Genomic DNA, 12801 nt, shown 5'->3' with positions numbered 1-12801 from the left:
CTGGTGAGGTTCTATAGTTCACCCCTCACCCTCGTTCTCCACCGCCGGCGGCGTCGTGCGGAAGCACGATGACGCGCTCGACCCGGTGGATCGTTTCCGCGCCCTCTTCGCCGCTCTCGATCGGTTGCGCCGACTTGCCCCAGCCGCGATCGAGGACGGCGTTGGCCGCCGAGAGGCGCACAGCCGGCGTCGCACTGTCGTTGCGCATGATGCCGACGAGCACCTTCAGGGCCGCCTTGGTATGGCCACGGGCCAGCGAGCGGATTTCGGCGGGCGGGTGCGCCCTGGGCGACGTCCTGGTAGCCGGCGGTCGGACCGGCTCGCTTGCAAGCTCGCCTGCGATTTCGTCATTCATGACACCATCTCCCACAACACGATTGCGACCAGGCCCGCGAGCGCGAGCGATATCAGATAGGCGGTCATCGTCCCTCCCAGACAAGAAAATGCGCGGCAGATCGCGCCAGGCGAGGCGCGATCGTTTCGGGCGCGAACCCTATCTCCGTGTCTTCCGGAGACCGCAGCGGCGCGGACAATGGGCCCTGCGCCGCGGGCCGGCACGTTCGCGCGTGCACGGCCAGCATTGGTTCGGACGGCGGCGCGCCGATCGGCGCTCCAGGTTTGACGAGTGCGTGGCCGCAATGCGCCGCCGCCGTCCGATTCTGCAATCGAGACGAAAAAACCCGCAGCGGATGATGTCCGCGCGGGTGAACCAAACTCGTCTCGATGATGCCATCATGCCGGTGTTTTGCCCGACGAGTCAAACGAACGAACGCGCTCAACAGGCGTTAGTGGATTCGGAGGACCACCACGATGCCCAGGACATCTCGACAGACAGCGCGCCGCGACACAAAGCCCCGCAGCGACAAGGAGCGCGATCTGCAGGTCGCGATCATTGAAGATGCCGGCCAAACCGAAGACAGCGACCGCGACCTCGTGCACGGCGATGGCGGCACTATCGACCTTCCCACCAAGCCAGGCGATTTGTCGAAGGACGATTAGGTCGGAAGGAACTTCCCCTGCGACCGACACGTTGGTCCCAGTCGGAAGGAACTAGCGATGAGCCACACTGTCCTGATTGTAGACGACGATCCCGCCGTCCTCGAGGTGGTCGTGGCCATGCTGGAAGAGCTCGGCTGCGAGGTGATCAGCGCCCCCAGCGGCGCGGACGCGCTCGACCGTCTCAGGCAAAACCAGAAGATCTCCATCCTCATCACTGACATCAACATGCCCGGCATGGACGGTCATGAGCTGGCCGAGCTCGCGCGACGGCGCAAGCCGGAGCTGAAGATCCTGCAACTCTCCGGCCGCGAGCCGCGGCGCGGCGGCCTGCCGATGATCAGGAAGCCATTCTCGTTCGAGGAACTCGCCGACATCCTGCAGCGAACCGCCGGCGTCTGCTGAACCTCCGCCGGCAAAAAACAAAACCCGCCGCGGATCGCTCCGCGCGGGCTGAACCAAACTCTTCGATGATGCCACTATGCCGGTGTTTTGCCCGACGTGTCAACGCGGCGAAACGCGGACGAAGGAGTTCTTCCTCCCAACTCGATATGTGGTGCGCAAGCGGCTTGCTTCAAGTCCCCGTTCCTGCCGTAGAACCCCCGACCCATGACAAGCCGAGGGGTCAACATGCCTGTCCTGCTTCCGACGTCCCGTTCACGCCGCGCGTCAAGCGCCGGCCCGCACAACCAGACCGACCATGCCGTCGTCATCGCCGGCGGCGGCCCGACCGGGCTGATGCTGGCCGCCGAGCTCGCGCTCGCCGGCGTCGATGTCGCAATCGTCGAGCGGCGCCCGGATCAGGCGATCCTCGAGACGCGCGCCGGCGGCTTGCACGCGCGCACGCTCGAGATCCTCGATCAGCGCGGCGTCGCGGACCGCTTCCTGCGCGAAGGCGAGATCCTTCAGCTCGCCGGCTTTGCCTGGACCAGGCTCGACATCAGCGATCTCCCCACGCGGCACAATTACGGGCTGAAGCTGCGACAGAGCCGCATCGAGCAGATCCTGGCCGATTGGATCGAAGAGCTCGCGGTCCCCGTCTATCGCAACCGTGAGGTCACGGGTTTTACGCAAGGCAAAACCGGCGTCGACGTGACGCTCTCTGGCGGCCCGACGCTGCGTGCAAACTATCTCGTCGGCTGCGACGGCGGGCGCAGCCTGGTGCGCAAGAGCGCAGGCATCGACTTCCCCGGCTCGGATCCGACGCTGAGCAATTTGATGGCCGAAGTCGAGATGCGCGAGGCGCCGGCATTCGGCCTGCGTCACGACGCGCTCGGCTTTCACGGCCTCAGCCAGACCGAGAGCGGCCGCGTGCTGGTCGTCGTGACGGAAGCCACGCTCGATCGCGCCGGCGCGCCCACCTTGCGCGATCTCAGCGACGCGCTCGTCGCCGTCTACGGCACCGATTTCGGCGCTACCAACCACGCCTGGATCTCGCGCTTCACCGATGCGGCCCGGCAGGCCGTGTCCTATCGCAAGGGCCGCGTGCTGCTCGCCGGCGATGCCGCGCACATCCATCATTCCGTCGGCGGACAGGGCCTCAACCTCGGTGTGCACGACGCCGTCAATCTCGGCTGGAAGCTGGCGCAGGTGGTGAAGGGCATCGCGCCCGAGAGCCTGCTCGACAGCTACCATGCCGAGCGCCATCCGGTGGCCGCGCGCGTGCTGAAGAACACCATGGCGCAGATCGCCCTGCTCCGCCGCGGCGACGAGGGGCGCAAGGCCGCGCGCGAGGCGCTCGCCGAGCTGCTCGCCATGGACGAGCCGCGCCGGCGCTTCGGCGCGATGATGAGCGGGCTCGACATCGCCTACGATCTCGGCGAAGGCCACGCGCTGCTCGGCCGGCGCATGCCCGATCTCGATCTGACGATCGAGGGGCGGAAGCTGCCCCTGTTCACGCTGCTGCATCGCGCGCGCGGCGTGCTGCTCAATTTCGGCAAGCGCGGCGACATCGACGCGGCGCATTGGGCGGATCGCGTCGATGTCGTCGATGCGGACTATGATGGCGTGTGGGAGCTTCCGGTCGTCGGGCGGGTTGCTGCGCCGGGCGCCGTGCTGGTGCGACCCGACGGGCATGTGGCCTGGGTGGGAGGCGAGAGCCGGCAAGGGCTCGAGGAGGCGCTGACGAGGTGGTTCGGGCCGGTTGCAGCGTAGTGCGCGCACTTCGCTTAAGATAAAGCCCTCGGCGCCCCGCGGGCTTTATCGAGTTTTTCCGAGGATGACATTCCTGCCGGTGCTTTGCCCGACGAGTCAAACGAACGATCTTGAACCGAAACTCGTCACTGTGGTGGAAGCAACGGCCGTATCCAGCGCGAGAACCACTCTTCAGCGTCGTTGCTCGAACTTCTGGAACCATCCACCCCGAAGATCGGCGGCGGAATAAGGTAGCTCGGTTCGTCGGCAAACACACCGATCGGCTTGCTCGACTGCCGCTGACTTGCGCCCATCTGCACTCTCCAACCACCATACCGGTCGTTGAAATCTGCGGGAGGAAAGTGCGGAACCGACGTGCTTCCCGACGCAAACGCGCTGTCGGCATTCGATGCGTTCACGCCGCTGAGATGCTGGACGTCCTCAAGCTTGGCGGCTCCTGCAATGGGTGGATTCTGCGCATTTCCTGACAGGTCTGGTGTGATGCCGCTCGGCGTTACGGTCCAGTGTCCAAACCGATCGTCGAAGACGTCCGCAGTTGTCGGAGCCTGATCGAGCGGCCGGCCCGCGGCTTGCGATGCAGCTGGGCCACTTCCCGTCGCAAGGCTACCGTTGCCGGCACTGGGCATATCATTCGGGCCTGGTCGAGATAGTCTGTCCTTCTCGCCGCCAGCAGGCTCTCCACGAGCCGCCGTTGCGCCTAGTAACCCTAAAGCCGCAATCGGAGCGAGAGCCGGCAACAGGGGCAGCAACGCGGGTGCTGCCATTGCTGCCGCGAACAATGACATGCCACCCAAAACAGCCGGCCGATCTGCCGGATCGCGTGGCATGTTATGCGGATCCGGACCCGTCAAGAGCGATCCATCCGAGAACTTAAGCAGGTCGCCTGTTTCGGAGTTGAATTGCAAGACCTGTGGTGGCGGCGGCATAGCTATGCTGGGAGGCAGTTGTCCAAGCCGCCGCTCATCCGGATTTGGCGCGGAACTTGGCGGCAATAGGCCCATGAAGCGGGGATCACTCCGGGTGAGTCCTTCTGGCTCGTTAAGCCATCCGAGAAAAGGCGGGAAGAAGGGCGGCGACGAGGGAATGTCGGCCGGGTTGACAGAAGTCGTTGGCGGGACGCGAAAATCATCATCGACAGGCGCAAACTTGGCGAAGGGCGTTCCGCGCAGATGTTTATTGCCTGACGTGATATTGAGATTTGGATTGCTCCTGATTGCCTCGATCGTCAGTTCTTCTCTTCGCGGGTTGCTTAGTATTGCAGACCATAGCGGTAGATGATCTTGTCCGGTCTGCGAGCCCGTCTGTTCTTTGTCCCTGATCCTTTGAAGTGAATCCGGATAACCCTTAACATATTCCTCGCTGGCTTTGATGACGTCATTGATACCCTTTTTGACTTCCTCCATTGTCTTCCCAATGGGCACGTTTGTGTAGAGATCACCGTTATCGAAGCCAATGCGCATCGCATCCATGAGCGTTCTGATCTTCGCCTCGCGAACGTCCGGCTCGGGGATATTGGCGATTCGATCAAGGACGCATTCGATGGCACCGTAGTAGAGCGGCATGTGCCCTCCCGGGTGCGCCGATACTCCCATTTCCGCGGCGAGCTGATGAGTCACCGGAAGATAGATTCCATTTGCGAGGGAGTAGACTCCGAATGTCTGTTTATCGATGCCGCGAAACGCTTCATGATCGGCGAACTGTTGCGGGATCATGTGGTGAAAGGCAAAAATCGACATATGGCCCCGATGCTCGATGGCTCTTGGTGAGTTGAGTTGATTGATTTTCGCGAGAGCTCGCCAAATCTCGGACGCAGTTCAGCCACTGCGTGCGAGTCACACAGTCGCCAACCGGGCTCGCCGGTCCGGGTGGTTACGAGGCTGAACAGAAACTGGTGAGAGTCGCGGGATATCGCCGTTCAGGCGTGCTCAAGTGATGTCCGGCGAGGATCAGCTCGGCCGAACCAACCTCCACCCTCCCAACGACGAGCGAGACCGGGTGGCAGAGATTTCAGGCGTGGCTCCGTCTGACTTGTGCGTGGGAAGCGTCTCCACCACTAACAGACGCTATGACTCGGCCGACCATTAATCGGCGGAGAGCTCGTCAAATTCGTCCGGACGCGATCAGAGGGAGATAGGAAACTTCTTCGAACAACATGCCCCTGAGGCCTGCTGCCTTCCAGGCATCTTTCATCGCTTGGTCAAAAATGACACATTGTCTGGCGTACGCCATTCGAAACGCGTGCGCATCGCCAACCAGCTCGTCCTTGAAAACGAGTTCAACATCTCCGAAAAAATCGTAGTACTTTTGACCGAAGTCTCGGTAGATCGGATCGTTGCAAATACCGATGGTCAACCGCGATCGCTCCTCATCCAGTGCGTCGAGAGAGCGACGCACGTCGCAGAACCAGTAGCGAGGTCCGTCCCAGACCCCATTTGGAACATGCACGTCGCAGACAACAAAGGAAAAAGCCTCGGGGTCGACGGCCTCAAACACGGTCTTAGCCCGGTCAGAGATAAGCCAGAACGAATACCAGAGTTCACAATCTCGAGGCCGACGCCTTCGCGGGTTGAATGTGACGCGTGGCGTCGGCCCCGCGAAATCCGACAAGTGTCCCGGCTCTAGCGAAGAAGGGTCGTTCGTAATTTGGAAATCACAGGGGTTGCCGGTTCGATAGAAGTCCATTCTGTAGAATTTTCGCTTCTGCAACGAGGAGCGTTTGTCCTGCTTCGGCTGTTCATTGCTCATCTTCTATGCTGCCAGTTGTCTGGGTCCCTGTGAAAATGAGTCCCTCAGTTCTTTCATCCGAACGGCAACTCCAGCCCACTACCACACAAACTCGCCACCTCTTTGCGTCATAGCGGCGCTTTCGCGTCTCTCGCTGGTTCACCAGACGTACATTGCCCTCGAATCATGAGACGCGATTGAACTGCGTCGTCGTTGTGATGACTCCATGCAGAGTACCGACCACAAAAATAAAGCCCGCAGCGCGCCGCGAGCATCATTCAAATACATCTCAATGATGCCACTCTGCCGGTGTTTTGCCCGACGTGTCAACGAGCAAGCATTCTAGCAGGACTTCTCGACGAATGACTTCGAGATCGGCGACCGAAGCGCACGACGTCAATACTTCGTCGCGTCGGTGAATCCAATGCCCTTGATGCCCGCCTCCTTACACGCATCCTTCAGCACTTGATCGCAGACGACCATGGGATAGAAGCGAAGCCTGAAGACGTGAGCCGCGCCGACGCTATCCTCTTTGAAGATGAGGCTGCTTGTCTTGCTCAAATTGTAAACCTTGCGATCGGGCGTGGGATACTTGATCTCAAGAACCGATTTCGCTTCGTCCACAGCATCGAGAACCCTGACAATATCACAAAGCCAATAAGGTGGCGCCGTAGGGCCATCCTGGTATCGGGTCTCGCATCTGACGAAACAAACGCCCTTCGGGTCCAATCTCTCGAGAAGATTCTTCATCCGCTCGGAAACGAGCCGGTAGTCGTGAAAGAGCTCCCAGTCCGCGGGAGCACGGCCGAGAGATTTGTCGACGACAAGCCGCGGTGGTTCAGGGAAGGGCACGAAGCCCCGCTCCCGCGGCGGAATGAGGACTTGGCGTCCGCCCGTCAAAGCTGCGAGGTTTTCTATCTCACATGCCGGCGCGGTGCGGAAACCGCCAATGCCGACGACACAGAACTTTCGCTCCTTTGCCTTGATCTGGCGCCGCTTTGGGGGAGAACCAACCATCAGTCTTCACTCGTCTACGAAGCTTTGCCCTGTCGGGCGCTGTGTGCCGATGTCGCTCACCTATACGGAATCGTCGGTACAGTAAAACACCGGCAGCCCGCCAAACGCATCAGAATTCTTGTAACGCACCTGGATGCGCTCGCTCGCACTCGCCCCGATCGTATCGCCGTCCTTCACGACGCTACCATGCTCGATCAAATACACAGCAAGCCCGGTCACTTTGTCGAACAATGCCGAAAGCGTCAGCTTGCCGGTCACGAATTCGATCTCGCGACCGACGAACGCGGATAGCCCCATCGTGACGGCGCCGATCTTCGCACCTGAACGGAACGGAAGAGTGTCGACCCACAGGCCGAAGGGATAGTTGGGATACGGCGCGAAGCAATCGCGGGACGCCTCGAGCCAGAGATCGGCGGGCCGTGCCACACGGCCGGCCCACGCAACGCCGCAGCACTCGGGCATCGTCGCAATCAGCGCACCGATGACGGCGGTCGTGACGCGCGCGGCTTGAAGCGGCTGCTCACCTTTTCCGAGCATCGACACGATCAGATGACCGCGATGCCGGGCGGCCACCGCTTTGCCCTCCGGCCACGTCGAAGCGGCGCGCGCCCACAGTCCCTCGTCGTGTGGAATAGGTGCCGGCATTGACATGACCGCAACGAGCGCATTGCCGCAGCGGATGAGCGGCGAGTTTGCTTGAGCCTGCCACGCAGCTGCGTCGTCCCTCGGCTCCCGCGCCAACTCCGGATGCCGGGCGTGAAGGATCTCGGCGACCGCTGACATGTCCGGCGTCGCCGGGTTGTCCAACAAGACCAAAGAAAGAAGCGAGCTACTCATCAACAGATCCGCAAAAATCCAGGCTGCAACCGGCACGCGGCCGCTTCAGCCGGAGGTTGAGATACGTTTTACATAGAACATAACAAGAACATCGTCAACGGCGTTCTTGAAGCTCTCTTCGCTTTGCAAGCCAGAGCACGCCGCTAGGCGGATCCGCAAAGGGCTCGTGGGTGCTGCGTCCGAGAAACGTATCGGGCGGCGGCTGCTGCAGCAGTTCGCGGGCCTTGCGCATCAGCTCTCGCATGATGTCCGCCTGCGCATGACCGGCTGGCACGGACGGATACACCGGCATCGGTGTGCTCCCTTCGCTTTGCAGGCGGAAGCACTCATCGGTGCCGACGCCAACGGACAAAGCCTTCGGCCGGTGATGTCATGTCAACGAACTGAGCTCGCTTTGGCTCAGTGCGGACTTTCGTCCCTACTCACTCAAGTTGAGTAAGTGGCTCATACCACTGAACTTACACGCCAAGATTTAATCTGCGTACGTATCAAAAGATACAGACTCTGCGCCGCGCCGGGCCTAGCCTTGACCCATCACTGCAAGGCCCGTGGCACGAGATCGGTGATGAGAACGCCGGTTCGCGCTCCCGCCCCACTTGAACAAGGGACATGCGCCATGCTGACGCGTCGCCGTTTCAAACAGACCCGAACTCTCACCCAACGTCTCGCCGACGAAGCGACGCGCTGCCGCGAGGAAGCCCGCGCGCTGTCGCCGGGGCGCCGCCGCGAGATGCTGCTGCGCCGGGCGCGGCAGGACGAGACCGCCATGCAGATCGATGCCTGGCTGCGCTCGCCCGGCCTGAGGGCGCCGACATGAGCCAGCAATATCGCGCTTATCTCGTCGGCGAGGATGGCGTCTTCCGCTCCGCCGAAGCGTTCGAGGCCCCGACCGACGAGTCCGCTCTCAGTTTCGCACGGCAGTTCACGCGGCACGGCAAGGTGGAGGTCTGGCAGCTCGGGCGCAAGATCGCGGTGCTCGAGTCCGGGCAATCTTGGCCGCCACCGCAGCAGCAATCCCGGCCGACGCTGACGCGTCAATGATCGCCGGAAGGCGTTCGTGTGTTGAACGTCTCGATCGCGAAGCTGAATGTCACCTGCATGACTGGCCCGCCGGCATTGCGAACCTCGATCGCCATCCTCTGCGGTCTGCCGGTCGCCGGTGCGGAAGCGATGGCCTCGCGCGCCATGTCGCCGACCGACTTGGCCGCCTCGGCCTGGACCGCGCGCACGTTGGACAGCTCCAGCCCCTCTTCGTCGAGCGCGGCTCCGTGCTGGTCGCATAAGTCGAAGTAATATCGCGCCATGTGCGTATTCCTTTACCCCTAAGAGGCCCGGGAGGGGGCAAAGGTTGCTCGTCCATCGAAAAATTCTTTTGGACCAACGAGTTCAGGGAACACGGCGCGCAGGTCGACGACCACATCTGTTGCCCGCCGGGCGCTACTCTTCCGCGAGCTTGCACGCGATATAAGCGTCCACCGTCTCGGCGAACGAGCGCTGCACGCCGACCGCGACATCATGCTGGTCGAGCGCGTCGCGCTGGAGCACGCGCAGGCCGCGCCCGCGGCAGCTCACCGGCGCCGTGTTCAGATACTGGTCGATGGCGCCTTTGGCGAGCGGGATGGCCTTGGGATCGCCCCGGGCGATCAGGAGCCTGAGCAGGCTCTGGCATTCGGCCAAACCGGGCATGGCTTTCGAGCCTCTCAGCGTTGCTGCGATTTCGGCTTCGGCCGCTTCACCGGCTGGGTGTGGGTGCCGAACAGCGCCAGCAGAAACGCGACTTCTTCCTTCGAACCGATCTGGATCATGATGATCTCCTTTTCGCTTCGTTGGTCGAGGCGTGGGGACGCGGAGTTCAGGACAATCGGGTTTCAGCTCTGTTTCAGGCGTGTTTCGTCGGGGCCTGACGGCGATGGACGGCTTGCTTGTGTCCACAATTGAACATGGGAAACGCCCTGCCGGCGGACCTCGGCCACGCTTCGCTGTTCCTTAACGCCCTCTCCATAACGTCCCGCCAGGTGAAGGGCCTGAGGGAGTTTTAGAGATGGTCGTGAAGTGCGCGGGATGTGCCGACGGGACGGAGTTGCCGTTCGAATTCAGGATGGCGTTCCAGCCGATCGTCGACGTCAGCGAGAACAGGGTCTGGGGCTATGAGGCGCTGGTGCGCGGCCCGAACGGCGAGAGCGCGCACAGCGTGCTCAGCCAGCTCACCGACGCCCAGCTCTACCGCTTCGACCAGGCCGCCCGCGTCATGGCGATCGAAACCGCCGGCCGGCTGTTTGCCGATCCGCACACGCGACTCTCCATCAACTTCATGCCGAACGCCGTGTATGAGCCGCGCGCCTGCATCCAGAAATCGCTCGAGGCCGCGCGCCGCGCCAATTTCCCGGCCTCCAATCTGATGTTCGAGTTTACCGAGAACGAGCGGATGAGCGATCCCGCCCATGTCGAGAACATCGTGCGCGCCTACAAGGCGCTCGGCTTCTGGACGGCACTGGATGATTTCGGCGCCGGCTATGCCGGCCTCGGCCTGCTCGCCCGGCTGCAGCCGAATCTGATCAAGATCGACATGGAGCTATTGCGCGACATCCATCTCAGCAGGCCCAAGCAGGTCATCATCGCAGGCGTGGCGCAAATCGCGCGCGAGCTCGACATCACGGTGCTGGCCGAGGGCGTCGAGAACGAGGCCGAGCTCACCGTCCTGCGCGCTGCCGGCATCGCGCTGTTTCAAGGCTATCATTTCGCCAAGCCTGGCTTCATGTCGCTGCCGACGGTGCGCGGATTCGAGCGCATCGACGTGTCGCTCGCGGGGTGAGCCGAGCCGGCCTTTCCTGTTTTTCCCGGGCAGCAAACCGGGACGTCAAAAGCCCGCGCGGATCGCTCCACGCGGGCTTTTTGCCGCTTGCGCGGCCTCCCTCGAAAGTCCGGCACCGTGAGCCCACGATGCCGATTGTCGTCTCAGTGCATGTGGCCGATCAGATAGACGCCACCGCCGAGAACGATCACGGCCGGCACGGCCCAGAGCAGAAGTACGGGCATCGTTCCTCTCCTTAGTTCGTGGTGCAGACCTTGACGGTCTTCATGCCGGCCTCGGCCTCGGACCGGGTCTTGTACACGGTGTCACCGCTGACGACCGTCGTCTCGGTGGTGGTCGGCTTCGATTCCGTGATCGTGCACTTCTTGGTTTTGACGTCTTGCACCACATAGAACGCCTGCGCGAACGCGGGCGCGGCAAACGACGTCAGCACGGCAGCGGCAATGATGGTCTTGATGTTCATATTGTCCTCCTCCAGCAGTCCGGTGCTCCGGATCTGTCTTCCTCAAACCAAGAATATTGCCACTTGTTCCCGGTCACTTGGCCTGAACCAACCGCCGCCTGCCGCGTTGACGCGCAAATGGAGGCTGCGATGCTGGATGTGAGACTTGTGACGACGTCGCTCGCGATGCTGATCGCCTTGGTGTCCGTGGCGCTGGCCGAGCCTGCCAAGGACGAAGCCAAGCCTGCCGTTCAGAGCACAGCCGACGCACGCCCGATCCGCGTCATCCTTCCCGCCCCCTGGCAGCCGGCAACGACCCATGCCGAAGTCGCCACGGCGAAGTGACCCGCAATTGAAAGCTATTTGCCGCGCTTCGACGTGACCAGCCGGAGCACGATGCCATGCTGCCAGGCGCGCACCCGCACCGCCGCTTCGCTCCGGTTCAGTTCGCGGGCAATTTCGTCGGGCCGCCGCCCCGCCTCGGCGAGGGCCTTCAGCCGCTCATGCTCCTCTGCCGTCCACTTCTTCAACAGCGGGTAGCGGGATTGCATGATGGACTTGAGTTCTCGTCTGCTTGAAGCTTCGAACGCGGCAGCGGCCTCAGACATCTCCGGGGTTGGACGTGAGGAGCGAAAATGCCGAGGCCGCCGGCGCGCCGACTCAAACACGCGCGCCTGCACCTATTGTCCGCCGGCGATCGCGCCCTGCCCTATCAAATGATGCTTTGCCCTGAATAAACTCGGCGCGCGCCCGATTGGCGCGCGGTGTTCGGCGACGTTGCTAGCTCCAGATCTCGTCCCCGCATGGGTCGCACCGAAAGACCATGACTTGCCTGTCTCGCTTGACGTCCAGCACGGATGTGACGAACCGCGCCGGCGTGCTGCACTTCGGACAGGGTGGGCCGGCCTGCGGGCGGCCGGACGGAAGCTGCGCTGCTTCGTTCTTCTCGGTCATGACGGCCCCGGCGTGAAAGACAGGTTCCTAAGTACCAAAGTGGACAGTTGTTCCATGAGTCGCGGAAGTCAGAAGAAGGTTCGGTTACGGCACATGAGTGTCGAGCGCGCGGATCTGTTACGAACGCAACGTCGATTTGGATCTCACCGAGGCGCGCTTATTGCGAGGCTGCCGCACTCTGCAGCTTCTGCCAAAGCAACCATTTCGAATCTCACTTGTTGTCGCCGGCACATTCACCGCCGGAGAACAAAAAATGAGACGTCTTACCTTACTAGCCGCAACCGTGCTGATGCTCGGAGCCGTGCCCGCAAGCGCCCAGTCGCAACCCGCGCAAAGCGGGCCGGGCAACAACGCGGTCAACAGCTCGGACCACAACAATTCGAACAAGCCGGTCGAGGGCCGCAACAGCTTCACCGAGGGACAGGCGAAGTCGCGGATCGAGGGCGCCGGTTACTCCAACGTCTCCGGCCTGCACAAGGACGACCAGGGCGTCTGGCGCGGCAAGGCCGACAAGGCCGGCAGCAAGACCGACGTCAGCCTGGACTTCCAGGGCAACGTGAACCCCGCCAAGTAAGGAAACATGCACATGACAACCACCATTTCCCGCCTTTACGACACCTATGCCGACGCCGAGCGCGCCGTGACCCGGCTCGAAGGAGCCGGCGTGCCGCACTCCGACATCAGCATCGTCGCCAACAATTCCGACAATTGGTACGGCTCACGCTCCGGCAAGGTCGATCGTGATCGCGACGGCGTCGACGATCGCGCTGAAGGCGCCGGCACCGGTGCCGGAATCGGCGCGGGCCTCGGCGGCGCCGCGGGCCTTCTCGCCGGCCTCGGCCTGCTCGCGATTCCCGGCCTCGGT

Annotated in this window: 18 protein-coding genes and 1 pseudogene; 9 read left to right on the top strand and 10 right to left on the bottom strand. The window is 62.4% G+C overall.

What is annotated here, in order from left to right; genetic code table 11:
* Positions 1–25: 25 nt before the first annotated feature.
* Complete coding sequence (locus SE92_RS33275; protein WP_063202902.1) at positions 26–355, bottom strand: hypothetical protein; 330 nt, start codon at positions 353–355, stop codon at positions 26–28.
* Between the two features lie 455 nt (positions 356–810).
* On the opposite strand from SE92_RS33275, the gene SE92_RS33270 reads away from it, so the two are divergent.
* From SE92_RS33270 to SE92_RS33260, 3 genes are all read left to right on the top strand, one after another.
* The gene (locus SE92_RS33270; RefSeq protein WP_063202900.1) at positions 811–999 is read left to right on the top strand and encodes a hypothetical protein; all 189 of its coding nucleotides are present in this window, start codon (positions 811–813) and stop codon (positions 997–999) included.
* A gap of 57 nt (positions 1000–1056) precedes the next feature.
* On the top strand, positions 1057–1401 hold the full coding sequence (locus SE92_RS33265) for a response regulator (protein ID WP_063202898.1): 345 nt from the start codon (positions 1057–1059) through the stop codon (positions 1399–1401).
* Positions 1402–1626: 225 nt separating this feature from the next.
* Positions 1627–3150 carry an FAD-dependent monooxygenase gene (locus SE92_RS33260; protein WP_063202896.1) on the top strand — a complete coding sequence of 508 codons (1524 nt, stop codon included), beginning with the start codon at positions 1627–1629 and terminating at the stop codon, positions 3148–3150.
* Between the two features lie 125 nt (positions 3151–3275).
* Here the strand turns inward: SE92_RS33260 and SE92_RS35415 are convergent, their stop codons facing one another.
* From SE92_RS35415 to SE92_RS33240, 5 genes are all read right to left on the bottom strand, one after another.
* The gene (locus tag SE92_RS35415; protein WP_084251935.1) at positions 3276–4886 is read right to left on the bottom strand and encodes an AHH domain-containing protein; all 1611 of its coding nucleotides are present in this window, start codon (positions 4884–4886) and stop codon (positions 3276–3278) included.
* A gap of 364 nt (positions 4887–5250) precedes the next feature.
* Positions 5251–5895: an imm11 family protein gene (locus SE92_RS35410; RefSeq protein ID WP_084251934.1), complete on the bottom strand. Its 645-nt coding sequence runs from the start codon at positions 5893–5895 to the stop codon at positions 5251–5253.
* 375 nt (positions 5896–6270) lie between these two features.
* On the bottom strand, positions 6271–6891 hold the full coding sequence (locus SE92_RS33250) for an imm11 family protein (protein ID WP_063202892.1): 621 nt from the start codon (positions 6889–6891) through the stop codon (positions 6271–6273).
* 60 nt (positions 6892–6951) lie between these two features.
* Entirely contained in the window at positions 6952–7764 is an 813-nt protein-coding gene (locus tag SE92_RS33245) for a DUF4261 domain-containing protein (RefSeq protein ID WP_245324774.1), read from the bottom strand.
* A gap of 58 nt (positions 7765–7822) precedes the next feature.
* Positions 7823–8020: a hypothetical protein gene (locus tag SE92_RS33240; RefSeq protein ID WP_157095791.1), complete on the bottom strand. Its 198-nt coding sequence runs from the start codon at positions 8018–8020 to the stop codon at positions 7823–7825.
* Between the two features lie 324 nt (positions 8021–8344).
* On the opposite strand from SE92_RS33240, the gene SE92_RS33235 reads away from it, so the two are divergent.
* Together SE92_RS33235 and SE92_RS33230 are read left to right on the top strand one after the other, a co-directional pair.
* Positions 8345–8545, top strand: coding sequence for a hypothetical protein (locus SE92_RS33235; protein ID WP_063202888.1), 201 nt, complete (start codon positions 8345–8347; stop codon positions 8543–8545).
* Positions 8542–8769 carry a hypothetical protein gene (locus SE92_RS33230; protein ID WP_063202886.1) on the top strand — a complete coding sequence of 76 codons (228 nt, stop codon included), beginning with the start codon at positions 8542–8544 and terminating at the stop codon, positions 8767–8769. The genes SE92_RS33235 and SE92_RS33230 overlap by 4 nt, the downstream gene beginning before the upstream one ends.
* On the opposite strand, the gene SE92_RS33225 is transcribed toward SE92_RS33230, so the two are convergent.
* Together SE92_RS33225 and SE92_RS33220 are read right to left on the bottom strand one after the other, a co-directional pair.
* Positions 8763–9032: a DUF6894 family protein gene (locus tag SE92_RS33225; protein ID WP_063202884.1), complete on the bottom strand. Its 270-nt coding sequence runs from the start codon at positions 9030–9032 to the stop codon at positions 8763–8765. The two genes, SE92_RS33230 and SE92_RS33225, sit on opposite strands and share 7 nt — an antisense overlap.
* Before the next feature lie 133 nt (positions 9033–9165).
* Complete coding sequence (locus SE92_RS33220) at positions 9166–9414, bottom strand: hypothetical protein (RefSeq protein ID WP_063202881.1); 249 nt, start codon at positions 9412–9414, stop codon at positions 9166–9168.
* Between the two features lie 355 nt (positions 9415–9769).
* On the opposite strand from SE92_RS33220, the gene SE92_RS33215 reads away from it, so the two are divergent.
* Positions 9770–10540 carry an EAL domain-containing protein gene (locus SE92_RS33215; protein ID WP_063202879.1) on the top strand — a complete coding sequence of 257 codons (771 nt, stop codon included), beginning with the start codon at positions 9770–9772 and terminating at the stop codon, positions 10538–10540.
* A 235-nt stretch (positions 10541–10775) separates the two neighbouring features.
* Here the strand turns inward: SE92_RS33215 and SE92_RS33210 are convergent, their stop codons facing one another.
* On the bottom strand, positions 10776–11003 hold the full coding sequence (locus SE92_RS33210) for a hypothetical protein (RefSeq protein ID WP_063202877.1): 228 nt from the start codon (positions 11001–11003) through the stop codon (positions 10776–10778).
* 129 nt (positions 11004–11132) lie between these two features.
* Here SE92_RS33210 and SE92_RS33205 point away from each other — a divergent pair, with 129 nt between their 5' ends.
* Positions 11133–11327, top strand: a complete 195-nt coding sequence (locus SE92_RS33205; protein WP_063921274.1) for a hypothetical protein — start codon at positions 11133–11135, stop codon at positions 11325–11327.
* A gap of 14 nt (positions 11328–11341) precedes the next feature.
* Here the strand turns inward: SE92_RS33205 and SE92_RS33200 are convergent, their stop codons facing one another.
* Positions 11342–11533, bottom strand: a complete 192-nt coding sequence (locus SE92_RS33200; protein WP_063202873.1) for a Myb-like DNA-binding domain-containing protein — start codon at positions 11531–11533, stop codon at positions 11342–11344.
* Between the two features lie 656 nt (positions 11534–12189).
* Between SE92_RS33200 and SE92_RS33195 the strand changes: the two genes are divergently transcribed.
* Together SE92_RS33195 and SE92_RS33190 are read left to right on the top strand one after the other, a co-directional pair.
* Positions 12190–12510 (top strand): hypothetical protein, encoded by a 321-nt coding sequence (locus SE92_RS33195; protein ID WP_063202871.1) that lies wholly within the window; start codon positions 12190–12192, stop codon positions 12508–12510.
* A 12-nt stretch (positions 12511–12522) separates the two neighbouring features.
* Positions 12523–12801 (top strand): annotated as a pseudogene (locus SE92_RS33190) (general stress protein); the annotation flags it as partial.

Source organism: Bradyrhizobium sp. AT1 (genome assembly GCF_001590795.1).
GTDB lineage: Bacteria > Pseudomonadota > Alphaproteobacteria > Rhizobiales > Xanthobacteraceae > Bradyrhizobium.
This window is presented reverse-complemented; position numbering and strand designations above follow the sequence as displayed.

Excerpts from the sequence above, each read along its gene's own strand:
- SE92_RS33275 (WP_063202902.1), bottom strand. The coding sequence starts at position 355 with ATGAATGACGAAATCGCAGGCGAGCTTGCAAGCGAGCCGGTCCGACCG.
- SE92_RS33270 (WP_063202900.1), top strand. The coding sequence starts at position 811 with ATGCCCAGGACATCTCGACAGACAGCGCGCCGCGACACAAAGCCCCGC.
- SE92_RS33265 (WP_063202898.1), top strand. The coding sequence starts at position 1,057 with ATGAGCCACACTGTCCTGATTGTAGACGACGATCCCGCCGTCCTCGAG.
- SE92_RS33260 (WP_063202896.1), top strand. The coding sequence starts at position 1,627 with ATGCCTGTCCTGCTTCCGACGTCCCGTTCACGCCGCGCGTCAAGCGCC.
- SE92_RS35415 (WP_084251935.1), bottom strand. The coding sequence starts at position 4,886 with ATGTCGATTTTTGCCTTTCACCACATGATCCCGCAACAGTTCGCCGAT.
- SE92_RS35410 (WP_084251934.1), bottom strand. The coding sequence starts at position 5,895 with ATGAGCAATGAACAGCCGAAGCAGGACAAACGCTCCTCGTTGCAGAAG.
- SE92_RS33250 (WP_063202892.1), bottom strand. The coding sequence starts at position 6,891 with ATGGTTGGTTCTCCCCCAAAGCGGCGCCAGATCAAGGCAAAGGAGCGA.
- SE92_RS33240 (WP_157095791.1), bottom strand. The coding sequence starts at position 8,020 with ATGCCGGTGTATCCGTCCGTGCCAGCCGGTCATGCGCAGGCGGACATC.
- SE92_RS33235 (WP_063202888.1), top strand. The coding sequence starts at position 8,345 with ATGCTGACGCGTCGCCGTTTCAAACAGACCCGAACTCTCACCCAACGT.
- SE92_RS33230 (WP_063202886.1), top strand. The coding sequence starts at position 8,542 with ATGAGCCAGCAATATCGCGCTTATCTCGTCGGCGAGGATGGCGTCTTC.
- SE92_RS33225 (WP_063202884.1), bottom strand. The coding sequence starts at position 9,032 with ATGGCGCGATATTACTTCGACTTATGCGACCAGCACGGAGCCGCGCTC.
- SE92_RS33220 (WP_063202881.1), bottom strand. The coding sequence starts at position 9,414 with ATGCCCGGTTTGGCCGAATGCCAGAGCCTGCTCAGGCTCCTGATCGCC.
- SE92_RS33215 (WP_063202879.1), top strand. The coding sequence starts at position 9,770 with ATGGTCGTGAAGTGCGCGGGATGTGCCGACGGGACGGAGTTGCCGTTC.
- SE92_RS33210 (WP_063202877.1), bottom strand. The coding sequence starts at position 11,003 with ATGAACATCAAGACCATCATTGCCGCTGCCGTGCTGACGTCGTTTGCC.
- SE92_RS33205 (WP_063921274.1), top strand. The coding sequence starts at position 11,133 with ATGCTGGATGTGAGACTTGTGACGACGTCGCTCGCGATGCTGATCGCC.
- SE92_RS33200 (WP_063202873.1), bottom strand. The coding sequence starts at position 11,533 with ATGCAATCCCGCTACCCGCTGTTGAAGAAGTGGACGGCAGAGGAGCAT.
- SE92_RS33195 (WP_063202871.1), top strand. The coding sequence starts at position 12,190 with ATGAGACGTCTTACCTTACTAGCCGCAACCGTGCTGATGCTCGGAGCC.